Source organism: Bradyrhizobium sp. AC87j1, assembly GCF_002936975.1.
Classification (GTDB): domain Bacteria; phylum Pseudomonadota; class Alphaproteobacteria; order Rhizobiales; family Xanthobacteraceae; genus Bradyrhizobium; species Bradyrhizobium shewense.
Genome location: NZ_PTFE01000080.1, coordinates 14,411 through 38,500, shown reverse-complemented (window position 1 = coordinate 38,500; position 24,090 = coordinate 14,411). Strand labels below are relative to the sequence as shown.

Annotated in this window: 16 protein-coding genes; 1 reads left to right on the top strand and 15 read right to left on the bottom strand. The window is 64.3% G+C overall.

Features of this window, described 5'->3' with window-relative positions; translation table 11 throughout:
- Positions 1-157: 157 nt before the first annotated feature.
- The 13 genes from CV770_RS30940 to CV770_RS30880 all read right to left on the bottom strand — a co-directional run bounded on the left by CV770_RS30940 (position 158) and on the right by CV770_RS30880 (position 14,223).
- The gene (locus tag CV770_RS30940; RefSeq protein WP_104465052.1) at positions 158-433 is read right to left on the bottom strand and encodes a DUF1488 family protein; all 276 of its coding nucleotides are present in this window, start codon (positions 431-433) and stop codon (positions 158-160) included.
- A gap of 133 nt (positions 434-566) precedes the next feature.
- Positions 567-1,181, bottom strand: a complete 615-nt coding sequence (locus CV770_RS30935; protein ID WP_104465051.1) for a tetratricopeptide repeat protein — start codon at positions 1,179-1,181, stop codon at positions 567-569.
- A gap of 118 nt (positions 1,182-1,299) precedes the next feature.
- Positions 1,300-2,769, bottom strand: a complete 1,470-nt coding sequence (locus CV770_RS30930) for an AMP nucleosidase (protein WP_104465050.1) — start codon at positions 2,767-2,769, stop codon at positions 1,300-1,302.
- 214 nt (positions 2,770-2,983) lie between these two features.
- Entirely contained in the window at positions 2,984-4,318 is a 1,335-nt protein-coding gene (locus CV770_RS30925) for an HlyD family type I secretion periplasmic adaptor subunit (protein WP_104465049.1), read from the bottom strand.
- Positions 4,315-6,063 (bottom strand): type I secretion system permease/ATPase, encoded by a 1,749-nt coding sequence (locus tag CV770_RS30920; protein WP_104465048.1) that lies wholly within the window; start codon positions 6,061-6,063, stop codon positions 4,315-4,317. The genes CV770_RS30925 and CV770_RS30920 overlap by 4 nt, the downstream gene beginning before the upstream one ends.
- Positions 6,064-6,323: 260 nt before the next feature.
- Entirely contained in the window at positions 6,324-6,593 is a 270-nt protein-coding gene (locus tag CV770_RS30915) for a GlsB/YeaQ/YmgE family stress response membrane protein (RefSeq protein ID WP_018321362.1), read from the bottom strand.
- 218 nt (positions 6,594-6,811) lie between these two features.
- Positions 6,812-7,789 (bottom strand): ABC transporter ATP-binding protein, encoded by a 978-nt coding sequence (locus tag CV770_RS30910; protein WP_104465047.1) that lies wholly within the window; start codon positions 7,787-7,789, stop codon positions 6,812-6,814.
- Entirely contained in the window at positions 7,786-9,201 is a 1,416-nt protein-coding gene (locus tag CV770_RS30905) for an amidase (protein ID WP_104465046.1), read from the bottom strand. The genes CV770_RS30910 and CV770_RS30905 overlap by 4 nt, the downstream gene beginning before the upstream one ends.
- On the bottom strand, positions 9,198-9,395 hold the full coding sequence (locus CV770_RS30900) for a hypothetical protein (RefSeq protein WP_028140661.1): 198 nt from the start codon (positions 9,393-9,395) through the stop codon (positions 9,198-9,200). The genes CV770_RS30905 and CV770_RS30900 overlap by 4 nt, the downstream gene beginning before the upstream one ends.
- Positions 9,392-10,453, bottom strand: coding sequence for an ABC transporter ATP-binding protein (locus tag CV770_RS30895; RefSeq protein ID WP_201760114.1), 1,062 nt, complete (start codon positions 10,451-10,453; stop codon positions 9,392-9,394). The genes CV770_RS30900 and CV770_RS30895 overlap by 4 nt, the downstream gene beginning before the upstream one ends.
- 3 nt (positions 10,454-10,456) lie before the next feature.
- Positions 10,457-11,359 carry an ABC transporter permease gene (locus tag CV770_RS30890; RefSeq protein ID WP_008131747.1) on the bottom strand — a complete coding sequence of 301 codons (903 nt, stop codon included), beginning with the start codon at positions 11,357-11,359 and terminating at the stop codon, positions 10,457-10,459.
- Positions 11,360-11,361: 2 nt separating this feature from the next.
- Positions 11,362-12,315 carry an ABC transporter permease gene (locus CV770_RS30885; RefSeq protein WP_104465045.1) on the bottom strand — a complete coding sequence of 318 codons (954 nt, stop codon included), beginning with the start codon at positions 12,313-12,315 and terminating at the stop codon, positions 11,362-11,364.
- A 249-nt stretch (positions 12,316-12,564) separates the two neighbouring features.
- Positions 12,565-14,223 (bottom strand): ABC transporter substrate-binding protein, encoded by a 1,659-nt coding sequence (locus CV770_RS30880; RefSeq protein WP_104465044.1) that lies wholly within the window; start codon positions 14,221-14,223, stop codon positions 12,565-12,567.
- A 198-nt stretch (positions 14,224-14,421) separates the two neighbouring features.
- Here CV770_RS30880 and CV770_RS30875 point away from each other — a divergent pair, with 198 nt between their 5' ends.
- A complete protein-coding gene (locus CV770_RS30875; protein WP_104465043.1) occupies positions 14,422-16,017 on the top strand; it encodes an ABC transporter substrate-binding protein in 1,596 nt (531 codons plus the stop codon).
- A gap of 128 nt (positions 16,018-16,145) precedes the next feature.
- Here the strand turns inward: CV770_RS30875 and CV770_RS30870 are convergent, their stop codons facing one another.
- Entirely contained in the window at positions 16,146-18,377 is a 2,232-nt protein-coding gene (locus tag CV770_RS30870; RefSeq protein ID WP_104465042.1) for a CHASE2 domain-containing protein, read from the bottom strand.
- Between the two features lie 130 nt (positions 18,378-18,507).
- Positions 18,508-24,060 carry a VCBS domain-containing protein gene (locus CV770_RS30865; RefSeq protein WP_502693624.1) on the bottom strand — a complete coding sequence of 1,851 codons (5,553 nt, stop codon included), beginning with the start codon at positions 24,058-24,060 and terminating at the stop codon, positions 18,508-18,510.
- Between the last annotated feature and the right edge of the window lie 30 nt (positions 24,061-24,090).

Here is a 24,090-nt window from a genome sequence, read left to right as displayed (position 1 = left end):
AGCTGATCCATTGCTGACATCTCACTCCACGGCATGGACGGCCTCCCGAATCGGACCAATCCAGCCAATGTTGATGTGTCAGCTATGTCTCCGAACACCCGTCAGTGATCTGTCCGGGCTAAACACTGCGCGGGCGATGACACCGGATTATGTGGCGTCACCGCCCCAAATGCCGCATGAAGATCCGCACCACATATCCCTGGAATCGCGGTGCTTCGTCGTAGAGATCTGACGCGATCCGCTCGATGGTCTCACGCAACGACAAAAACTGCGCCTGCCGCGCACTGCTTTCGGTGCCCTGCATGCCCGCGAGCTCGTCCATCGCGGCGTCGCTGATCTGGCAGTGCACGACCTCGTCGCCGCTCAGCATGGTGAAGCGAAAGGCCAGCCGTTCGAGGTCATGGCCGATGATCTTGTCGCGCGTCAGCGGCATCCAATTGTCCCGTCGCGCCCCCGAACGGGACAATGCTGAAAATCTGTCGCCTTGTCACTATCCGCGCCGAAGGACGTGGCGGTCATCCGGCGCCCATCAGTAGCGCGGCTGACGAACCGGCTGCTCTCCAGCTTCAGTAGACGAGCGCCGTGCCGGTCGGCCTGTCGAGCGCCGCGGCCAGCGACCGATACTCCTCGCAACCGGTCCCGCAGATGGAGGCAATCCGGCTCAAATGATAGAGCGCCTGCTCGCGATTGCCCCGCTCGAGCTGCCAAAGTCCGTAATATTGCCACGTCAGCACGTGGTTTGGATCTGCCTTCAATGCGCGCTCATACCAAACCTGCGACTGCTCGTAGTCGCCGAGCTTGCGATAGGAGTAGCCGATGAGGTTGGCGACGTTCGGATGGTCGTCATGGCCGAGCGACTTCAATTGCGCGATCGCGGCCGCATAGTCGTTGCGCTCGTAGATCGTGTCATAGGCCACGCGGTAGCCGGCCGCGAATGCGGGATCGCCGATGCTGGACTGATTGTTCGGCTTCTTGCCTTTCTGGATTGCCTTGGCGCCCGGACGCTTCGGATAGGTCGGCTGCGGCTTCTGATCCGAATAGGCGCCGGCGTATGGATCCGTCGAGCTGGCGCCGCCCCCGCCTCCTCCACCGCCGCCTCCGCCCGCGGCAAATGCCGGCGAGCACAATAGGGCTGCCGCGAACGTACCCAACACGACGCGCCTGATCATCGCTGCGATCATGTCTGCCTCCTGTGTTTCAAGCGGCCCCGGACCAATTGATAACCCTGCCTCGGCGGCAATATTCCAGGACGCTGCGCTCACGGAGGCGTCAGCATGCGTACGACAGTTCCTGTGTCCTTTACTGGAAGGCGACCTCGGCAAAGCTGCGCAGCTTTCGCGAATGCAGCCGCTCCGATTCCTGCTGCTTGAGCCGTTCCAGCGCCTTCAGGCCGATCTCGAGATGCTGGCCGACGCGGCGGCGGTAGAATTCGCTGGCCATGCCCGCGAGCTTGATCTCGCCGTGCAGCGGCTTGTCGGAGACGCAGAGCAGCGTGCCATAGGGAACGCGGAAGCGATAGCCGTTGGCGGCGATCGCGGCCGATTCCATGTCGAGCGCGACCGCGCGCGACTGCGACATACGTCGGATCACCTCAGGCCCGGAGATCTCCCAATTGCGGTTGTCGACGCTTGCCACCGTCCCCGTGCGCATCAGGCGCTTGAGCTCGAAACCTTCGAGGCCGGTAACGTCCTCAACGGCCTCTTCCAGCGCGACCTGCATCTCGGCCAGCGCGGGGATCGGGACCCACAGCGGCAGCTCGCGATCGAGCACATGGTCTTCGCGCACATAGCCGTGCGCGAGGACGTAATCGCCGAGGCGTTGCGTGTTGCGCAGGCCCGCGCAATGGCCGAGCATCAGCCAGGCATGCGGACGCAGCACCGCGACATGGTCGGTGACGTTGCGCGCGTTGGACGGACCGGTGCCGATGTTGATCAGCGTGATGCCGCGATAGCCCGATGCGACGAGGTGGAAGGCCGGCATCTGCGGCATGCGCGCCGGCGCAACGCCGCTGATTGCGCCACCGCTGCGCGTGACGACGTTGCCCGGCGCAACAAAGGCTTCAAGGCCGGCCTCGCCGGACTGGAGCCGCTGCTGACAGAGCTGCGCGAAGGCGTCGACATAGAACTGGTAGTTGGTGAAAATGACAAAATTCTGGAAATGCTCGGGGTCGGTGCCGGTGTAGTGATAGAGCCGGCGCAGCGAGTAATCGACGCGGGCGGCGCGGAACAGCGACAGCGGCTCGGGCGCGCCAGGCTGAAGCTCGAAGGTGCCGTCGGCAATCGAATCGTCCATGGTGGCGAGATCGGGCACGTCGAAGGCGTCGCGCAGCGATCGCGCGACAGGGGAATTCTCGCTCGTGGTGATCGCAGCTTCGATGTTGATGTCGCGCCGATAGGCGAAGTGGATCGGGATCGGCTCAGCGGACTCGCCGATCTCGACGGGCACGCCGTGATTCTGGATCAGGAGGCCGATCTGCTCGACAAGGTAGCTCCGGAACAAATCCGGGCGCGTCACGCTGGTTTCATGCACGCCGGGCCCGGCGACGAAGCCGTAGGCGAGACGCGAATCCAGCCGCGCGTGGGTCGCGGTGGTAAGGCGGACGAAGGGATAATAGGCGCGCACCCGCGTCGTGATCGCTTCGCCGCCGACATAAGCCTCGAACCGATCGCGCAGGAATTTTGTGTTGCGCTCGTAGATCTCTTCGAGGCGGGTGACGGCCGCTGACGCGTCGGCGAAGGATTCGGTGGCGATGGAGGATGGGGATTGCATGGTCGAGCGCCGGGTTGATGGGCTTGAGTCGAACTATAGCAAAGAAGTCAGTGCCGTAGGGTGGGCAAAGCGGAGCGTGCCCACCAATATGCCCGTCGTGTAAGAGACGGTGGGCACGGCGCATCGCGCCTTTGCCCACCCTACGAGACCGAGGCTGCCGCTCGAGATACCGGATGCGCGCTAAGCGCGCTCCGGGATGACGCGCTTTCGCGCGTCACTTCTCCCGGAACGCTCGCATCAGCTGGTCGTGCAGCGGCTTCATCAGATAGGACAGCATGGTGCGGTCACCGGTCTGGACGAAGGCTTCCACCGGCATGCCCGGGATCATCTTGACGTCGCCGAGACGGGCGATCTCCTCGGCCGGCATCGAGACGCGGATGGTGTAGTAGCTCTGGCCGGTGCGCTGGTCGGTGGTGACGTCGGGCGAGACGCGGCTGACGAGGCCGTTGAGCTCCGGCGTGGTGCGCTGATTGAAGGCGGAGAGGCGCAGCAGCGTCTTCTGGCCGATCTGGAGCTTGTCGATGTCGACCGGATTGACCTTTGCCTCGACCTGGAGATCGTCGGCCTGCGGCACGATCAGCATGAGAGCGTCGCCGGCGGTGATGACGCCGCCGACCGTGTGCACCGTGGATTGCAGCACCATACCATCCTGCGGCGCGCGGATGTCGATGCGGCGAAGCTGGTCTTCGGCGGCGACCTTGCGCTCGATCAGCTCACCGATCTTGTCGTTGGTCTCACGCAGATCCTTGGAGACCTCGCTCACCACGTCCTTGTCGACCTGGATGATCTGGAGCTCGGTCTCTGTAATCTTGCCCTTGGCCTGGGCGCGCGAGGCGATGTATTGCGCGCGTTCGCCGTTGAGACGGGCCGAGTCGCGTTCGAGCTGGGTCAGGCGCGAGATCTGCACCAGACGCTTGTCGTAGAGCTCGCGCACGCCGGTGAGCTCGTTCTGCACCAGCGCGATCTCCTGATCCTTGGCCTTCTCCTGGGCGCTGAGACCCGCGATCTCCTCGTTGAGCTGCGTAATGCGCTCGCGAAGCTGAGCCTTCTGTCCGGTGCGGCCGTTGACGCGGACGTCGAACAGCTTGGTTTCGGCGGAGAGCAGCAGCTTGACGTCGGGATCGCTGGCGCGCTCGATCAGGGCTTGCGGAAATTCGATCCTGTCGACCCCGCGCTGCTCGGCCTGCAAGCGCGCCGCACGCGCCTGCGCGGCGTCGAGATTCTTGGTGACGATGGCAAGGTTGGCCTTGGTGACGGTGTCGTCGAGCCGCACCACGATGTCGCCGGCCTTGACCAGGTCGCCGTCGCGGGCGCGCACCTCGCCGACCACGCCGCCGGTCGGATGCTGCACCTTCTTGACGTTGGATTCGACCACGATCTGGCCCGGCGCGATCAGCGCGCCTGAGATCAGCACGGTCGAGGCCCAGCCGCCGAGACCGACGACAAGCACCAGCACGATCACAAAGCCGAGGATCAGGTGAAACTTGATGGATTCGCGTACGGTCTTGTTCGCGGCAGGCTTCGGGCCGCCGATGGCCATCGTGCTCATGGTTTGGCCACTCCGCCTTCGCTGACGATCTTGATCGGGGCCGGCGGCGCCACGCGCGGCTGCAGAACCTGGGCGAGCACCTGCTCCTTGGGGCCGAACGCCTGCATGCGGCCGTCACGCAGCACCAGGACCTGGTCGACCGCCTCGACGCCGATCGGACGGTGCGCCACCACGACCACGATGGCGCCGCGCTCGCGAGCGGCGCGGACGGCGCGGGTCAGCGCCTCGTCGCCTTCGGTGTCGAGATTGGAGTTGGGCTCGTCGAGCACGATCAGGAAGGGGTTGCCATAGAGCGCGCGCGCCAGCGCCACGCGCTGCGCCTGGCCGGCGGAAAGCGCTGTGCCCTGCTCACCCACCTGGGTGTTGTAGCCCTCGCGCATCTTGATGATCATCTCGTGCACGCCGGCTTCTTTCGCAGCCGCGATGATGCCCTCGGACGTCGCCTCGGGATCGAACCGGCTGATGTTCTGGGCGATGGTGCCGCCGAACAGTTCGACGTCCTGCGGCAGATAGCCGATGTGCCGGCCAAGCATGTCGGACGACCATTGATCGAGCGCCGCGCCGTCGAGCCGCACCTTGCCGCGCACCGGCTGCCAGACCCCGACCAGCGCGCGGATCAGCGACGATTTGCCGGAGCCACTCGGGCCGATCACGCCGAGGCCGTTGCCGGCGGCGAGCGCGAAGGTGACGTCCTGCACGATGAGGCGCTGGTCGCCGGGCGGCACCATGGCGACGCCTTCGACCGAGAGCCGGCTGGTAGGCGCCTGCAACTGGGTCGGCATGGTCTGCGCCGGCATCTGCTCCAGCAAGCGCGTGAGGCGGTGCCAGCTCTGGCGCGCCGCGACGAAGGATTTCCAGTGCGCAATGGCGAGATCGACCGGCGCAAGCGCGCGGGCGGACAGGATCGAGCCGGCGATGATGATGCCGGCGGTCGCCTCCTGGTGGATGACGAGATAGGCGCCGACCGCCAGCACGGCCGATTGCAGCATCATGCGCAGTACCTTTGCGACTGCGCCGAGACCACCGGCAACGTCGCTCGCGCGCTGATTGCCGGCGAGATATTTTTCGTTGGTCTCGCTCCAGCGCTGGTTCATCCGGCCGGCCATGCCCATCGCCACCATGACTTCGGCGTTGCGGCGGCTGGCCTGGGCGAGATCGTTGCGCTGGGCGGCAAGCCCCATCGCCTCGCGCGCCGGCTGGCGGGACATGAACTCGGTGACCAGCGTCAGCCCGACCAGGATGATGGCGCCGACCAGCGCGGTGACGCCGATCATGACGTGGAAGGCGAAACAGATGGCAAGATAGAGCGGCAGCCAGGGCAGGTCGAAGAACGCGCTCGGGCCCATGCTGCCGAGGAAGGAGCGGACGTTGTCGAGATCACGCAGCGGCTGGAGGCCTTCGTTACGGCTGCCGACCAGAAGCGGCAGGCGCACGATGGTGTCGAACACGCGCTTGTTGAGGGCTTCATCGAGCGCGGTGCCGATCCGCCCCAGGATCCGGTTGCGGATCATGTCGAGCACGCCCTGCGCCATGTAGAGGAAGCTGGCGAGGATGATCAGGCCGACCAGGGTCGGGACGCTGCGGCTCGGCAGCACCCGGTCGTAAACCTCCAGCATGAAGATCGACCCGGTCAGATAGAGCAGGTTGATCATGCAGCTCATGAAGCCGACGCCGATGAACGCGGTGCGACAAGCGCGCAAGGCGTCACCGAGCTCTGAACGGCGGACGCCAGGACCGGCTGCCATCAGTCTGATCTCTTTCAGGTGGGGGCCAAGGCCCCTGATTTCACGGGCAATTCAGGGTACTCGCCCCGGATTAACATCATGTTCGCCCTGCGTCCAACGCAGCCGGGTTCATCCAAAACCCTGATGGCCCACATCTACCCCTGATGGCCCCGCACGCAAGTCCGGTATTTCACAGTCTTTGCGGCTTTTTGGTGCGTGGCCGCCGCCCCTCCCCAGTTCTGGAGAGGCGGCTAGTTCCGATCGACCGAACCGGGCGGTTACTAGAACCGGCCGCCGCCCCGCACCAGCCGCACCACCAGCAACAGGATGACCGCGCCGATGGCGGAATAGACGATCTCGGAGACCAGGCCCGTGCCGAGGCGGATGCCGAGCTTCGGAAACAGGAAGCTTGCCACCAGCGCGCCGGCGATGCCGACGACGATGTCGCCGATGATCCCGAACCCCGTTCCGCGCACCACCTTGCCGGCGAGCCAGCCGGCGACGAGGCCGACGAACAGGATGACGAGCAGGCCTTCGTTTGAAATGTACATAAGTCTGGTCCCTCTGCATGAACGGCCGCATGGAACGGGAACCGGGATGAATGGCGTCTGAATGCTAGTCGCTTCACCCGGCTCCGACAAAAATGTCGAAAACAACCCCATGCAAAGTAGAACGGCTTCTGCCTGCAGTCGCCGGTGAACTGTGACAACTCGGTGTTGCCGTGGAGGAATTTCAAAGGAAGGAGCGCTGCTGCAGCGCCGTTCAAATATTATGACAGCGCCGCCGCCTGCTCCGCCAGAACACATCGCGCCGCCCGGCCCGGCCCGACCGCCACATTGGCAGGCAATTGCTCCAGGCAACGGGGCTGCGCCACGGCGCAGCGCGGGGCGAAGGAGCAGTTGTGGGGTTTCTCGGCCAGTGAGGGCGGCGTGCCGGGGATGGTTTCGAGGCGGGCGCCACGCTTGGCGCCGTGAATCGTCGAGGCGAGCAGGCCCTTGGCATAGGGATGCACCGGGCTGCGGACGATGTCGCGAAGCGTGCCCTGCTCCACGATCTGACCGGCATACATCACCGCGACACGGTCGCAGATCTCGATGGCGACGCCGATGTCGTGGGTGACGAAGATAACGGACATGCCGAACTCGCGCTGCAGCTCGCGCAGCAAGAGCAGGATCTGGATCTGCACGGTGGCATCGAGCGCGGTGGTCGGCTCGTCCGCGAGCAGGATTTTTGGCCGGCAGGCCAGCGCCAGCGCGATCATGGCACGCTGACGCATGCCGCCGGACATCTCGTGCGGATAGGCGTCGAGCCGGCGTTTTGCGGAGGGAATGCGCACGACCTCGAGCATTTCGAGTGCGCGTGCCCTGCCCTCAGCATAGCTTTTGCCCTCGTGGCGCACGACGCTTTCGGCGATCTGCGCACCGATGGTGTAGACCGGATCCAGTGCCAATGCCGGCTCCTGGAAGATCATCGACACGGTCTGGCCGCGGAACGACGACAGCTCCTCGTCGTTCATGGCGAGCACGTCGCGGCCCATGACGTTGACGGTACCCGAAATCTGCGTGCGCTTCTTCGGCAACAGCCGCATCAGCGCACGCAGCGTCACGCTCTTGCCCGAACCGGACTCGCCGAGCAGGCCCAACACCTCACTGTTGCCCAGCGAGAGACTGAGATCGTTCACGGCATAAACCGTGCGCTCCCCGGTGAAGCGGATGTTGAGGCCTGAAATCTCGACGAGCTTTGTCATGACGGCAGTTTCGGCAATCGATCGTGATAATCGGTGACGCGCTGGAAGGCGGCGCCGATGGTGAGCAGGGTCGCTTCGTCGAAGGAACGGCCGATCAGCTGCATGCCGACCGGCAGGCCGCTTTTGGTGAAGCCCGAGGGCACGGTGAGCGACGGCAGGCCCAAAAAGTTCACCGGGCGGGTGAACAGCGTCAGCCGCTGCACCATGGCCGGTGCGTTCGGGCCGCCGCCGACATCGCTCTCCTCGATCGTCGGCGCCGGCACCGGGGACGCCGGTGCGATCACCGCATCGACGCCTGCAGTGGCCGCATGGTGCGCAGCGAGTGCGGGACCACGCCAGCGCATCGCCTCGAGATAAGTGATGGCGGGAATGGCGAGACCGTTCTGAAGCCGCATCAAGACCTGCGGGCCATAGTCCTGCGGACGCTCGATCATCCAGCGCTTGTGGAAGGCGGCAGCTTCGGCGGCGAGCACGAGCTGGCTCGCCGAGGACAATTGCCGCTGGTCCGGCAGCTCGACCGTGACGGTGTCGGCGCCCTCGCGCTTGAGCACGGCGATGGTCTCGTCCAGCACGCGCGCGACCTCGCTGTCGAGATCGTCGACATAGAACGACGCAGGCACGCCGATCTTGAGGCCTTTCAACGAGCCCTTGGTCGCGCCGACATAGTCCGACAGCGGCTCGTGGCTGCAGGTCGAGTCGGCAGGGTCAGCGCCAGCCATCAGCGCCAGCAGCAGCGCACAATCCTCGGCGGTGCGGGCAAGCGGGCCAACGGTGTCGAGCGACTGCGACAACGGCATCGCGCCGGCCCGGCTGACGCGACCGACCGTGGTCTTCAACCCGGTAACTCCGCAGAAGTGCGCGGGCATCCGGATCGAGCCGCCGGTATCCGAGCCCAGCGCCGCGTAGGTCAGCCGCGCGGCGACCGCCGAGCCGGAGCCCGACGAGGAGCCGCCGGTGATGTGCGCGACATTCCAGGGATTGCGCACCGGACCGTAATGGGCGTTGTGCCCGGTCGGACCGTAGGCGAACTCAGCGAGGTGCAGGGTGCCGAGTCGGACCTGGCCGGCGTCCTTCAAGCGTTGCAGCGCCGTGGAGGTCACGGTCGGCACGAAGTCGCGGCGGATCAGCGAGCCGCAGGTCGCAACGTGACCGGAATCGTAATACATGTCCTTGTGCGCGAGCGGCACGCCATGCAGGGGACCACGGACATTGCCCTTGGCGAGCTCGGAATCGGCGGCTTCGGCCGCCTTCAGTGCAGCCTCCCCCTCGACCGACATGAAGGCGTTGAGATGCGGCTGCCACTGCTCGATGCGGTGCAGCAGCGCGCGCGTCACCTCATGAGAGGACACTTGCTTCATCGCGATCGCGCGCGCGACCTCGGTGAGCGTCATCAATGCAGGCTCAGTGCTCATTTCGACACCTTCTGCGTCTGCGCGATCGGATAGAGCGCGGGCTCCAGGTCGAACGGCAGCGTGCCGGCGATGGCCGCGAAGCCTTCGAAGGCAGGCCCGATGGAATTGGAGATGCGCGTCGCGATCTCGTCGTCCACGGGGACGCCGGCAACTAGCGCAATCGGCTTGATCTCTTTCGGTGTCGGTCTCGTCATGCGGTCTTCTCCCTGGGCGCGCGGCTGTGGCCTGAACCCGGTATCGCCATGTAGCACGCGGCCTCGTGGCCCATATTATCCAGCGCGGTGAGCTTTGGTGTCGCATTTGCGCAGAGCGGCTCCGCAAACGGGCAACGGGTGTGGAAGCGGCAGCCCGGGGGCGGATCGATCGGGTTGGGCGGATCGCCTGTGATCGGCGGCTGCTCAGTACGCCTGTCGGGGTCAGACGACGGCATCGCCGCAAGGAGTGCGCGCGTGTAGGGATGCGCAGGGTTGTCCCAGACCTGGTCGACCGGGCCGAGCTCGACGACTTCGCCAAGATACATCACCAGCACGCGATCGCTGATGTAGCGGACGACGTTGAGGTCATGGCTGATGAAGAGATAGGTCAGCCCGAACTCGCGCTTGAGATCGGCGAGCAGGTTGAGCACCTGCGCCTCGACGGATTTGTCGAGCGCGGAGACGGCTTCATCCAAAATCACCAACCGCGGCGACAGGGCCAGCGCGCGCGCGATGTTGACGCGCTGGCGCTGGCCGCCGGAGATCTCGTGCGGATAGCGGTTGGCGAAGTTCTCCGGGCGCAAGCCGACCTTGCCGAGCAGCTCGCGCGCCAATGCGCGCGCCGCGCCATCGGCCATGCCGTGCACCTTGGGGCCAAAAGCGATCGATTCCTCGATCGTCAGGCGCGGGTTGAGCGAAGCATAGGAGTCCTGAAACACCATCTGCATGCCGCGGCGCAATTCGCGCAAGCTCAGCGACTGGCCGACGGTCATGCCGTCATAGATGATGTCGCCGGTGTCGCGCGGCATCAGATGCATCAGCAGGCGCGCGGTGGTGGACTTGCCGCAGCCGGATTCGCCGACGATGCCGACGGTCTCGCCCTTGGCGACGGCGAACGAGACATTGTCCACGGCACGCACGGTGCGCTTTGCGGCAAACAGCCCGCCGCGAACAGGGAAGTGCTTGGTCAGCCCGTTGACCTGAAGCAGCGGCTGCGCGACGCCGCCGCGGTCTTCGACCGGCTCGAGCATTTCAACGGATGTGTTGCTCTCGCTCATGGCCTAGTTCCTGATGTCCATGGCGCTGCGTAGGCCGTCCGAGAGCAGGTTGAAGCAGATCGAGACCGCAAAGATCATCGCGCCCGGCAATGCGGCGACCCAGGGATTGACGTAGATCGCGGTGCGTAAGGTGTTGAGCATCAGGCCCCATTCCGGCTCCGGCGGCTTGGTGCCGAGGCCGAGGAAGGAAAGACCGGCGGCCAGGATCATCGAGACCGAAATGAGACTGGTGGCATAGACGAAGATCGCGCCGAGCACGTTGCCGAGGATGTGCACGCGCATGATGGTGAAGGGCCCGGCGCCGGAGGCGCGCGCGGCCTCGACGAAGTCCATGTTGCGCACGCCTGTGGTGACGCTTTCGGCGACGCGGGTGATCTGCGGCACGAACACGACGGTCAACGACACGATGGAATTGAGGATGCCGGCGCCGAGCGCGCCGGAGATCGCGATCGCCAGCAGCACGGAGGGAAAGGCGTAGAACACGTCGATCGTGCGCATAATCGCGGTGTTAAGCTTGCCGCCGACATAGCCGGCGACGAGGCCCAGCGAGGTGCCTATGCAGAAGGCGAGGATCACGGGCAGAATGCCGATGACCAGCGACAGCCGCCCGCCATAGATCAGCCGCGCCAGCATGTCGCGGCCGAGCTCATCGGTGCCGAGCGGGTAGCCAACGGTGCCGATGTGGCGCAGGCGGCGGATCATGGAGCCCTTGTAGGGATCTTCCAGACCCAGCCACGGTGCAAGGATCGCGGACAGGAAGATCAGTAGCAGCACCAGCGCGCAGGCCATGCTGACCTTGTCGCGCCGGATGCGGCGGCCGACGGTCGCCCAATAACCGCGCGCCTTGGTCGCGGGCGCAGCCTGCAGCGCGGCATCGGCGGTCGCAGATAACGGAAGCTCGCTCATTGCTAGCCCCGCTTGATGCGCGGATCGATCGCGGCTTGCGCGATGTCGACCATGAGATTGAGGAAGACGAAGAACAGCGCCAGGATCAGGATCGTGCCTTGAAGCAGCGGCAAGTCGCGCTGGAAGATCGCCGAGTTGAGCAGGAAGCCCGAGCCCGGCCAGGAAAACACGGTCTCGATCAGGATCGAGCCGCCGAGCATATAGCCGAGTTGAAGCCCCATCACCGCGAGCGCGGTGGGCGCGGCGTTCTTGATGACGTGACGGAACACTCCGCGCTCATGCAGCCCCTTGGCGCGCAAGGCTTCGACAAAATCCTGGCTCAGGATGTCGCCGGTCAGCGCGCGCACCGTGCGGGTGACGATACCCATGGGAATCACCGATGTCGTGATCGCCGGCAGCACGAGGTATTGCAGGTGTGCCCAGTCCCAGGCCCAGGTGGCGGAGCCGCCCGGCCCGGCGCCGACCGCGGGCAGCCAGTTCAGCTGCACCGAGAAAATGATGACGAGCACCATGCCGAGCCAATAATGCGGCAAGGATACGCCCGCGATGGCAAAGGACGTCGCGAGCTTGTCGATCCAGGTCTCGCGGAAATAGCCGGCGATCAGGCCGAGCAGGATGCCCATGGTGAAGCCGATGATCGCGGCGGCAATCGCCAGCGTGACGGTGTTGCTGACCGCGCGCATGACTTCGGCGAGCACGGGGCGCCCTGTCGCAATGGAATTGCCGAGATCGCCGTGCAGCGCGCGCATCAGCCACAAGCCGAACTGCACCGGCAGCGGGCGGTCAAAGCCATAGGCGGAACGGAGCTGCGCGGCTAGCTCCTGCGAGGCATCGGCCGGCAGCACCGCGACCAGCGGATCGCCCGGCGTGATGTGCACGAGCAGAAAACACACCAGCGCGACGCTGATGACAATCGGAACGACGTAGACGATGCGTCTGGCGATATAGGCGAGCACGTTGTTTCTTCTTCTTCCTTTCTCCCCTTGTGGGAGAAGGTGGCATAGGCCGCCTCCGGCGGCCGTTTTTAAGTCGACGCCGAAGCGAAGCTTCGGCTACGGCGCCGGATGAGGGGTTCTACCCGCGGATACAGCGTTATCGAATGAGAGAAAGGGCCACTCGCGGAGAGAGACCCCTCACCCGGCTTCGCTGTCGCGAAGCCACCCTCTCCCACAAGGGGAGAGGGTGCACTGTTCGTGTGGTGCGAACTACTTCATCGACACCAGCGAGAAGTCGATGAACCAGCTCTTCGGCTGCACGACACCGGTCACCTTCGGGCTGATGGCGCGGGGGCCGACGTCGTGGGCGACGTAGAGGAAGGCGGCATCGTCGACCGAGGCCGCGTGCAGCTCGGCGAGCGCAGCGTCACGCGCGGCGGGATCGAAGGTCTGGCGCGCCTTCTTCACCAGCTCGTCGAACTTGGGATTGTTGATGAAACCCCAATTGTTCGAGACCGGGGGCGCCATGCCCGATTGCAGGAAGCGCACCAGCGCGAAGAACGGGTCCATCGCCGCATAGGTCACGTTGGTCGCGTGCGAACCATTGGCCGAGGGATCCTTGGCGCCGCGGCGCCAGTTCGTGAACAGCGTATTCCATTCGATGACGTCGAGCTGCACATCGAAGTAGCATTCGGCAAGGGCCTGCTGGAGATACTCGTTCATCGGCAAGGGCTGCATCTGGCCCGAACCAGAGGCGGAGGTCTGGGTCTTGACCGTCAGCTTCTTGTTGGGGCCAAACCCGGCCTCCTGCATCAGCTTCTGCGCAGCCGCCTTGTCATACTTGATCTCGAAGCTCGGCTTGCCGCGCCAGGGATGGCCGGGCTCGAAGGTGCCGGTCGCCGGCACCATCAGGCCGGCGAGCAGGCCGTCCTTGAGACCTTCGCGATCGACGCAGAGGTTGGCGGCCTTGCGCACGCGTATGTCGTTCCAGGGCGAACCCTCGACGCGCGAGAACTGCCACGGCCAGACATGCGGCTGCTCGTTGGCGTAGAGCTTGAAGCCGCGCTGCTTGAGCTCGGGCAGTGCGTCCGGCGCCGGCGCCTCAACCCAGTCGACCTGACCGGAGAGCAGCGCCGCGGTGCGGGCGTTGGCTTCCGGCATCGGCAACAGCACCATCTTGTCGACCTTGGGCACGCGCGCCTTGTCCCAATAGCTCGCGTTCTTGACGAGCTCTAGCCGCTCGCGCGGCGTGAAGCTCGCCATTTTCCACGGGCCGGTGCCTGCGGCGTCCTTGGCAAACGCCGTCCACGCCGCCTGCGACTTGGCCTTGGCGTCGGCGCCTTCGGCCTTGTCGTAGAAATGCTGCCACTTCGCCGGGCTCGCCATGAACAAATTGGTGAGGTTGATCGGCAGGAAGCTGTCGGGCTCCTTGGTGGTGAGCTCGACCGTCATGTCGTCGATCTTCTTCGCCGAGGCGAGCGTCGGCATGCGCGAGGCCGTGACGCCGACCTGGCTGGCGTCGAACTGCGGCGCGTCCTGCTTCAACACCTTCTCGACGTTCCACACCACCGCATCCGCATTGAACGGGGAGCCATCATGGAAGGTCACGCCGGGGCGCAGCTTGAAAACCCACTTGGTCTTGTCGGCATCGTCGACCTTCCACTCGGTGGCAAGGCCGGGAATGACCACGCTCGCCTTCTCGGCGGAGGACAGGTCCCAGCCGGTCAGCGCGTCGTACATGGTGAGGCCGGTGAAGCGGTTGCCTTCAAAACCCTGATCGGGCTGGCCCAGTGTGCGCGGAATATCGGCAGCGGTCATGCCGATGCGCAGCACGGTGTCGGCACTGGCCTCACGCGGCCATGCAGCCACCGTCGTTAGAGCGAGCACCGCGATCCATGCCGCGCGCGTGTTCTTCTTCTTAGTAAGCATCGCCTCAATCCTTTTCCGGCTTCGATGACTATTTTTGATGCAATCGTATGCAATGGCTATGCCAAAGAGAAACTTATTCTGCAATTTGGCCCTGCGACGACAAGTCCTTGTAGGTCGCAGGCGGGTGCACGCGCCGCGCTGCCTATTCTGGCATCAAGATTGCAAGTTCGGTCCCGAAATCCCTGGGAGCTCTAGGCCATGCGTGTTCGTCTATCGATTTGTCTCGCCGTGCTTGCACTGGCGTTGTCCGCAATCTCGGCGCGCGCCGAAACGGTGGTGCGCTACGGCATCTCGATGGCGGACATTCCGCTCACCACGGGTCAGCCCGATCGCGGCGCCGGCGCCTATCAGTTCACGGCCTATACGATCTACGATCCCTTGGTGGCCTGGGAGATGGACGTCGCCGACCGGCCCGGCAAGCTGGTGCCGGGGCTCGCGACCGAGTGGAAGGTCGATGATGCAGACAAGACCAAATGGCGCTTCACGCTTCGCAAGGGCGTGAAGTTTCACGACGGCAGCGAGTTCAACGCCGACGCCGTGATCTGGAATCTGGACAAGGTGCTCAACGACAAGGCGCCGCAATTCGACAAGCGCCAAAGCGCGCAGGTGAAGACCCGCCTTCCCTCCGTTGCGAGCTACGCCAAGATCGACGATTTCACCGTGGAGATCACCACCAAGACGGTCGATTCCTTCTTTCCCTATCAGATGCTGTGGTTCCTGGTGTCGAGCCCGGCGCAGTACGAGAAGCTCGGCAAGGATTGGGACAAGTTCGCGAGCCAGCCCTCCGGTACCGGCCCGTTCAAGCTGACCAAGCTGGTGCCGCGCGAGCTTGCAGAACTCAGCAAGAATGCGGACTACTGGAATAAGAAGCGCATTCCCAAGGCCGACAAGATCGTGCTGGTGCCGATGCCGGAAGCGCTGACCCGCACGAACGCGCTGCTTGCGGGACAAGTCGATCTGATCGAGACGCCGGCGCCGGACGCCGTGCCGCAGCTGAAAGCGGCCGGCATGAAGCTCGTCGACAACGTCACGCCGCATGTCTGGAATTATCACCTCAGCGTGCTGCCGGGCTCGCCCTGGACCGATGTCCGCCTGCGCAAGGCGCTGAACCTCGCGATCGACCGCGACGCCGTGGTCGGGCTGATGAACGGCCTTGCCAAGCCTGCCAAGGGCCAGGTCGACCCGTCGAGCCCGTGGTTCGGCAAGCCGGGCTTCGAGCTGAAATATGATCTGGCTGCAGCGAAGAAGCTGGTCGAGGAAGCCGGCTACTCCAAGGCCAAGCCGCTGAAGGCGACCTTCATCATCGCACAGGGCGGCACCGGCCAGATGCTGTCGCTGCCGATCAACGAATTCCTGCAGCAGAGCTTCAAGGAGATCGGCATCGACATCGACTTCAAGGTCGTCGAGCTCGAAACGCTCTATACGCACTGGCGCAAGGGCGCGGCCGACGAGATCAACGCCGGCATCACCGCCAACAACATCGCCTACGTCACGTCAGACCCGCTCTACGCCATCGTCCGCTTCTTCCATTCGGGCCAGATCGCGCCTGTGGGCGTCAACTGGGGCGGCTACAAGAACCCGAAGGTGGATGCTCTGATCGACGAAGCCAAGCAGACGTTCGATAGCGCCAAGCAGGACGAGCTGCTGGCGCAGGCGCACGCGCTGATCGTGGACGACGCCACGCTGGTCTGGGTCGTGCACGATACCAACCCGCACGCGCTGTCGCCGAAGATCAAGCAGTTCGTGCAGGCGCAACACTGGTTTCAGGATCTGACGACCATCGGGATGGAGTGAGGGCAAACACGGGTGTTGTAGGGTGGGCAAAGCGCAAGCGTGCCCACCATTTCTACATTGCCGAGCAAGATCGTGGGCACGGCGCTACCGCGCCTTTGCCCACCCTACGAGAGCGGTGATTGTGGCTACTACTTCGTCAGGAGCGCATATGCCCCGGTCCAGCCTTCCGGCGGCGGGTTGATCTGGAAATCCTTGATCCTCGCCTCGTAGAGCCTGAACAGCTTTTCCAGCGTGTCAGCATCTTCGCTACGACGGCCGCGTTCGATCGCATCGAGTGCGCCCTGCCAGTCGCGGCCGCGGTAGCAGCCGAGCATCTCGATGGTGATGTTGCGCAGGCGCTGGAAGGCGCCTGAGTGCATCACGTCCTCGCGCCCGGCGATGGCGTAGATCACCTCCGGCTCGGTCTTGCCCTTGACCATGATGAAGTCGAGCTCGAGGATCGCGAACTTGTCCTTGGCGGCAAGCGCGGTCCTGGATCCAACGATGATCGGGAAGCCGTATTCCTTCGACTGGCCTTCCAGGCGTGAAGCCAGGTTCACGCTGTCGCCGAGCACCGAATAATTCTTCTTCAGGTCCGATCCCATATTGCCGACCACGCCGATGCCGGTGTTGAGGCCGATGCCGACATTGAGCGGAATGTAGACATGACCGCCATCGGCGGCTTCCTGCTCACGCTCCTTGTTGACCGCGTCGATCTGCTCCAGCATCTGGATCGCGGCCTCGCAGGCGTTGACCTCGTGCTCGGCATCGTCGAGCGGCGCGTTCCAGAACGCCATGATGGCGTCGCCCATGTATTTGTCGATGTAGCCCTTCCGCTCGATGATCACGTCGGTGAGCGGCGTCAGAAAGCGGTTCATCAGCGCAATCAGGCCTTGCGGGTCCTGCTTGTAGCTTTCCGAGATCGTGGTGAAGCCGCGCACGTCCGAGAACATGATCGTCATCTCGCGCTCTTCGCCGCCGAGCACGAGCTTTTCCGGCGACTGCGCCAGCTGCTCGACCAGAACCGGCGACATGTATTGCGCGAACTGCCCGCGGATCTGCACGCGCTGTCGCTGCTCGCGCACGAAGCTCGCGAAGATCAGCGTCAAATAGACCGCAGTGGTCGAGAGCAGCGGATAGGTGAAATCGATGAGGTAGCGGTACTGCGCGTAGAAGAACCAGGACACGCCGACCAGGATGGCGGCGAAGGTCGCACCCGCGAGCACGAGGCGCACAGGGCCGAGATTCGGCGTGAAGATGATCACGAGCAGGCCGATGACGAGCGCGGCCAGCAATTCGACGCCGAGCGCATAATTCGGCTGCGAGATGACCGCGCCGCTCAGCACGCTCTCCAGCACCTGGGCGTGGATCTCGACCCCCGGCATGGCCCGTGACACCGGCGTGGTCTTGATGTCGTTCAATCCGCCCGCGGAGGTACCGACCAGCACCAGCTTGCCGGCGAACCTGGAGGGCGACAGGCTGTTGTCGAGCACGTCGACCGCGGACACGTAGATCGAAGGATCCCGGCGGGCATAGTGCACCCAGAGCTGACCGTTCTTGTCGGTCGGAACTTCCAGACCCTTGAGGCGGATCGACCTGATACCGGCCTTGTCCGTGCGGACCAGCAGGGTCGGCGTTCCCGTGACGACACGCAGGATCTCGAGACTGAGCGAGGGCATGATGTTGCCCTGGGCGCGCATGATCATCGGCACGCGGCGGATCAATCCGTCACGCTCGGTCCGGATCGAGAACAGGCCGCGACCGGCCGCGATCTTCTCGATGATCGGCACGTTGCGGAGCAGGCCGGGGAATTCGAACAGGAAGCGCTCGGCCCCCTCCTCCCCGAGCGTAGCCACGCCCGTGAACGGAAGCGATTTGTCGAGCTCGGACAGGACCTCTGGAAGCCCGGTCTCACCCAGCACCACCCGCGAGCGCTTGATCGCGTCGGCGAGGACCTGATCATTGCTCGGCAGCTCGCGCAGCTTGGCGCGGGTGGCGTCGTCCAGATAGCGCATCTGGCTCGCGACCAGATCCGGGTTGAGCCGATCGGGTTCCGAGAACACCACGTCGAAGCCGATCGCCACCGCGCCGCTGTCTGAGAGGTTCTGGATCAGGTCGGCGATGCGCGTGCGCGGCCACGGCCATTGGCCGAGCCTTGCAAGGCTCTTGTCGTCGATGTCGACGATGACGACCGGCCGCGATGTCTTGTGCCTGGGATCGATCAGCTGGAACATGTCGAAGGTGCGCAGCCGCAATTCCTGGATCGGCGGCGGGTCCCACAGGCGCGCGCCGGCGAATATAACCAGCAGCGCGAGGCACATCAGCCGCGCAAAGCCGAACTTGCGCGCAAACCACCGCCGCAGGATCTTGAGACGTTTCATTTCGATCGGACTTCCTGCCCCGGACCATGCCGGGCGCACCGATCATGGAGCGTCGGCGCGGGATTGGCTATGCCCTGGCTCCTGAGGCTTATGGATTTTTTGCCGTTGTCAAGGGCCGGCGAGCGGTGGCTCAGGTGATGTGGAAGATGAAATCGCCGGCCTTGAGATTCGCGGCAACCACATTCTTGAGCAGAAGCGACTCGTGTTCCTGTATCGGTCCGGATTGCTGCGTGATTTCCTGATTCCAGGTGATCAGGGTGTCGCCATTCTGCTGCTGGGCGATGGCGAGGTTACTCGTCGAGCTCACATCCGAGAACTGACGCAGGTCGATTTTGTCCAGGCCCACCGTGAAATCGGTGATGGTGTGCGAGAAATCGGTGACGGGCTGTCCGTTGCCATCGTACATCAAGCCCGGCGCGAACACGAACTGGTCCTTGGCGCCGCCGCCGGTCAGCGTGTCGTTGGTATCGGTCGCGAAGATGACGTCCTTGCCGCTGGTGCCTTCCAGGAGGGCGCTCTGGCCGTTGTCGCCGGCCTCGTTGAAGATGAAGTTGACGGTATCGGACTGGCCCGTGGTGTTGTCCGTAACCGTCAGCGTGATCTTGTCCTGGTCCGGCGGCGAGGCTGGCGGATCAGAGGGGACACCGGTCGGATTATAGACGACACCAGTCTCAAGGCCGGTGTTGATGCTGTCGAGCGAACCCGTGACGGGATAGAAATGGACGCTGCTGAGCGTCGGATGCGCCGTCGAGAGCGTAACGGTAAAGTCGTCGGTCGCGGCGCCGGCATCGGCGTCATCAACCACGAGATCGTGGATAATGTCGCTGTTGTTCTCGTTGATATGCTCAACGTAGAACCTCTCAGTATTGATCACCGGGCCGCCGGCGGGGGTCGTCACGCTCGTGCCGATGGTGGTGAGATCGTGCGAGACCGCCGTGGTGCCGCTGGTGCCGGTGGCGGTAATGTCGATCATCGCCGTCGACGAGGCGTCCGTGACTGCGCCGGCATAGGTGTCGTCCAGGGCGTGGACGCCCAGCGGGTCCGGCGTCCCGGTGAAGCCGTTGGCCGGCACGAACCGGATCAGCGTATCGGGGCTGAGCACCAGGGCGGTCGTGTCGCTGACGGAGCCGATGTCGACCCATTGCTGGGTGCCAGCAAGCTCGTATTGCCAGATGCCCTGCGTAGCGGTGGCGGCATCCGACGTCACCGCGATGGCCTTCAGACTCGCGCCGGTGTCAGCGTCGTGGAACTTATCCGCGAAGAGAGCGCTGATCGTGCTTCCGCTCGGATCGCTCTCGTTGCCCGCGACCGGGGCCAGCGTGGTGTTATCGAGCGTCGGCGCGTCGTTGCTGCCGGTGATGGTGATAGTGACGACGCCATTACCAGTACCGGTTGCGGTGTGGCTGTCGTCCGGCACGATCGTGTATTGCAGCGACAGCGTTTGACCGGCAGCGAGGAAATCGAACGCCTGGCTGCCCGAATTGAACTGCCACGTGAACTGGGCGCTGGTGGCCGTGCCGTCGAGGATCTCGCCGGACGGCACGGTGAAATAGTTCAGGAGGTCCGCATGCGAGAGGTCGCCGACACTGCCGGCTTGCGGCAGTCCGTCGAGAGTAACCTGCACCTCGCTGACCGAGACCGTCACGTGATCGGTCGCATCGACGTCGGAGAGCGCGAGCACGCCATGCGTAAGCTGGCCGGCATTGGTTTCCATGAGGTCGGCGACGGTGCTGCTGGCCCAGTCCGCATCACCCTCGATGGCGAGGCTCTTGGGGGGGTTGACCGAATTGGAAGCCGTGAATCCGCTGCCATCGCCCAGTTGGTAGTATGCGGCAAGGCCGCCCTCACTGCCCGTGAGTGCGGTGAAGTCGATTGACTGGATCTGCGCCTGCGTGAGTGCGGCGGTCCAGACGCTGACATCGGCGATCGAGCCGGTGAAGCCTTGCGCGCCGAAGCCCGGGGCGAACCTTGCGCTCGCCGCCCCGATCATCATGTAGGACGGTTCCGGAGCGCCAGCGATCGCGTTCACGCCTCCACTGTGGGAATAGACGGCGCTGCCATCGACATAGAGCGTGAAGATGCCGTTATCGCGCGTCAAGGCGAGGTTATGCCATTCCCCCGCAGTGAGCGCGAAGCCGGTGTCCTGGACCTCGACACCGCCCTCGAGAATCGCGATCTCCAGCTTGCCGCTGATGACGGTGCCCATGAGACCGAAACCGGTGGTCGATGTATTGCCATTGTAGAACAAGACCTGGCCGGCGGAGGCAGCGTCCCCGTTCCAGTTCACCCAGCCGTCCAACGTCACGTCGTCCGTGGCGACCGTCGGCACGTCGCCGACCGCGATGGTCGCACCGTCGAAGTTCATGTAGTCCGACGTGACATAGGACACCGCCGGCGCATCGTTGGTGCCGGTGATGGTGACGATGACGTCTTGCGAGATTTGCGCGCCGTGATTGTCGGTGAACGTGACGGTGTAGACCTGAGTGATGGTCTGCCCTTCCGCCAGCGACTGCAGCACGGGATCGCTGTTGTCGATCGTGAAGTGCCAGTCGAGCGTCGCGCCGTTGTTGGTGTCGGCGTTGGATTCGGACAACGTGCCGATGGAGAAGGTGCCGATAGGCGAGCTGGTTTCGAAGCCCGGCAGATCCGTGCTGACGGACGACGACTTGAACGACCACTGCGCCGTATGGGTGTCGATCAGGTCGACGTCCTGGATCGCGAGCGTGCCGCCGGTGGTCAGCGAGGTGCCCTCATCCTCGAGGACCTCGCCTTTTGCCGCGCAGGCATCGCTCGTGACCGTCGGCGCGTCGTTGGCGCCGTTGATCGTGACGGTCACGTCCTGCGAGACCTGCGCACCGTGGTTGTCGGTAAAGGTGACGGTATAGACCTGGGTGATGGTCTGGCCCTTGGCCAGCGACTGGAGCACGGCGTTGTTATTGCCGAGGCTGAAGTGCCAGCCCACCGTCGCGCCATTATCGGTGTCGGTATTGAACTCCGCGACGTCGGAATCGATCGTGAAAGTGCCGAGCGGCGTGTTGCCGTCGAAGCCGGGCAGCTGCGCGTTCGACGTCGCCGACTTGAACACCGCCTGCGCACCGTGGGTGTCGATCAGGTCCAAATCCTGGATGGCCAACGTGCCGCCGATCGAGAGTGTCAGGCCCGCGTCCTCGGTGACACAGCCCTTCGCCGCGTCTTCATCGCTGGTGATGGTCGGGGCATCGTTGGTCCCTGTGATCGTGACCGTGACGTCCTGCGTTACCGCCGCACCGTTGTTGTCGATCACCGTGACGGTGTAGACCTGCGTGATCGTCTGGCCTTTGGCCAGCGACTGCAGCACCGGGTCGTTATTGTTGAGCGTAAAGGTCCAGCCTACCGACCCGCGAGAGCTGGCGCCCGGGCTTTCAACCACCGCCGTCAGCGCGAACGTGCCGATATGCGAGGTGCCGTCGCTGAAGCCCGGCAGATGCGCGCTCGAAATTGTCGACTTCAGCGAAAAACTCGCGGTGTGCGTATCCGTGAGATCAGGATCGTTGAATGTGATGGTGCCGTTGGCGGCGAGCGTGGCCGCCGTATCCTCGGTCACCGCACCGGTCGGCGTGGTCAGATCTTCGACGATCGTCGGCACGTCGTTGGTGCCCTCGACATTGACGTCCGCACCGTCGATGGACACGGTAACCGGCGTGCTGATGACACCGCCGTGCCCGTCATCGACCTGCACCACGTAGTTGAGGGTCAGTTTCTCGCCTTTGGCGAGGAAATCGAACAGATGGTCGGGAACGCTGTAGGTCCAGGTGGCCGAACCGTTGTTGCCGTTTCCCGCGCCTTGTACCACGGTCAGCGGCACCTCGACGGCGGCGATCGCCGCGAGCTGCTGCGGCGTCAGCGACGTGATATCGTTGCCTTCGGCATCGAGATATTTGAACGGCTGGGTCGACGAGAGTGCCGCGCTCACGATCGGGCGGTCCGTCAGATCGACGTCGGAGAAGGTGACGGTGCCCGTGATGGTATCCAGAGCCTCGTTGCCCGTTCCGACCTTTTCGATGACGGTTCCGCCCAACGTCGCGACGGTGGGCTTGTCGTTCGTTCCCGTGACCGTAATGGTGATCGGGATGAACCTGGACTCGGGATTGACTGCGAAATTGGTGTCGACGCGGACCATATAGGTCAGCGTCAGCGTTTCGCCAGCCGCGAGGAAGTCGAAGACGTTGTCGGGAATCGTGTACGTCCAGACCGCCGAGCCGTTGTTGTTGTTGCCGGCGTCGTGAGCGACGTTGATCTGGATCTGGGTCGCCGCAATGTCCTGCTTCTGGAGCGCCGAGAGCGAGCCGGTGACGTCGTGCTGGCCGGCGTCCTTGTAGACGTAGTTCGGCGCTTCGGCGAGGCTGATGCTCACCGTCGGCCGGTCGCCGAGGTTTTGATCGACGAATCTGATCAGGCCGGAAATCGTATCGGAATGCGTGTCGCCGGTCGCGTCAGCACGCTCGGTCAGCGCGAACGCCGTCTTCACATTGCCGCCGGCGTCGAAGCTTTGCACAATCGGCTGGCCGGGAATACGCACGATGGGCGGCGTGGACGTGCTGGGCGCCTCCGAACCCTGCGGATTGAGATTGACGAATGTCGCGGTCGCGACGGCGCCGCCCCCCGACTTGAACACCACGTCCAGACTCATCGGCGTGAGCGTGTCGGTGAAGTTCGTGGTCAGCTTGGTGTTGGTGTTGTTGTCGGTGAACTTCAGCGTGAACACGTCCGTGATCAGCTTCTGAACGTCCGGCGACATCAGCGCATTGGAGATCGAGACGTTGCCGCCGCTGATCTGGATCATCTGGCCGGCCTGGTTGACCGTCGCGATCGGCAGCAGCGTGACCTTGTCGAACAGGATGTAGGAGCCCGTCGTGCCGTTCGGCTCGACCAGCACCTGGAAGCTTGCCTGCGGCTGCGGATCGCCGCCACCGGCCGGAACGACGAAGTTGATCTGGGTCAGCACGGCGGTGCCGCGGATGCCCATGGTGGCGACCGGCGTGTCGATCTTCATGTCGCCGTGCTTGGCGGTCTCGCCGGCCACGAAGGTGATGGTGCCGGCGACCAGGCTCAGCAGCGAGGAATTGCTCGACCCGTTGGGGTCGTAGACCATCTCGTTCAGCACCATCCGCGCATTCGAGGACAGGCCGAACACGGTGCCGTCGATGAAGGTGATGCCGAGCGTGGAATCCGCGCCGGTCGAGACCACGTCGCCCTTCTCGACATTGTCGCCGTTGTTCAGGATGACCGAGACGCCATTGCGGATCGCGGTCGCGCTGCCCACGAGCTTGGTGACGTGGCCGATGACCTGGGCCGCGGCAGCGCCGCCGGGGGCGGCTTGAGCGACCTGGACATGGCCCGTGAGCGCGTTGACAATTTCGCCGGTGAGATGGGCGCCGTCGGGTGAGGCGAGCGCGGCACGCTTGTCGCCCCTGAAATAATCGTGAACGACGAACTCGTGCCCCTCGTGGGACAGCACGAGATCAAGACCCGCGCGCTTGAACTCGCCGTTGAAGATCAGGTTGGGGTCGGGAACAACGAACGCGCCCTCCGGCACGTGGCCATGCGCTTTCGCCGTAAAGGAATCGACATGAGCGCCGCCGGGCGAACGGGAACCCTGGCCGTCCAAAGGAATCGCGGCGTCAAATTGGCCAGCGTAATTCAACCGGGCACCGTAAAAAGAGTTAAAATTTAA

What these genes read in the sequence shown, in the direction of transcription:
- CV770_RS30900 (WP_028140661.1), bottom strand. Translation starts at nt 9,395, where the DNA reads ATGACGAGACCGACACCGAAAGAGATCAAGCCGATTGCGCTAGTTGCC.
- CV770_RS30905 (WP_104465046.1), bottom strand. Translation starts at nt 9,201, where the DNA reads ATGAGCACTGAGCCTGCATTGATGACGCTCACCGAGGTCGCGCGCGCG.
- CV770_RS30930 (WP_104465050.1), bottom strand. Translation starts at nt 2,769, where the DNA reads ATGCAATCCCCATCCTCCATCGCCACCGAATCCTTCGCCGACGCGTCA.
- CV770_RS30915 (WP_018321362.1), bottom strand. Translation starts at nt 6,593, where the DNA reads ATGTACATTTCAAACGAAGGCCTGCTCGTCATCCTGTTCGTCGGCCTC.
- CV770_RS30890 (WP_008131747.1), bottom strand. Translation starts at nt 11,359, where the DNA reads ATGAGCGAGCTTCCGTTATCTGCGACCGCCGATGCCGCGCTGCAGGCT.
- CV770_RS30910 (WP_104465047.1), bottom strand. Translation starts at nt 7,789, where the DNA reads ATGACAAAGCTCGTCGAGATTTCAGGCCTCAACATCCGCTTCACCGGG.
- CV770_RS30935 (WP_104465051.1), bottom strand. Translation starts at nt 1,181, where the DNA reads ATGATCGCAGCGATGATCAGGCGCGTCGTGTTGGGTACGTTCGCGGCA.
- CV770_RS30870 (WP_104465042.1), bottom strand. Translation starts at nt 18,377, where the DNA reads ATGAAACGTCTCAAGATCCTGCGGCGGTGGTTTGCGCGCAAGTTCGGC.
- CV770_RS30940 (WP_104465052.1), bottom strand. Translation starts at nt 433, where the DNA reads ATGCCGCTGACGCGCGACAAGATCATCGGCCATGACCTCGAACGGCTG.
- CV770_RS30920 (WP_104465048.1), bottom strand. Translation starts at nt 6,063, where the DNA reads ATGGCAGCCGGTCCTGGCGTCCGCCGTTCAGAGCTCGGTGACGCCTTG.
- CV770_RS30880 (WP_104465044.1), bottom strand. Translation starts at nt 14,223, where the DNA reads ATGCTTACTAAGAAGAAGAACACGCGCGCGGCATGGATCGCGGTGCTC.
- CV770_RS30875 (WP_104465043.1), top strand. Translation starts at nt 14,422, where the DNA reads ATGCGTGTTCGTCTATCGATTTGTCTCGCCGTGCTTGCACTGGCGTTG.
- CV770_RS30925 (WP_104465049.1), bottom strand. Translation starts at nt 4,318, where the DNA reads ATGAGCACGATGGCCATCGGCGGCCCGAAGCCTGCCGCGAACAAGACC.
- CV770_RS30895 (WP_201760114.1), bottom strand. Translation starts at nt 10,453, where the DNA reads ATGAGCGAGAGCAACACATCCGTTGAAATGCTCGAGCCGGTCGAAGAC.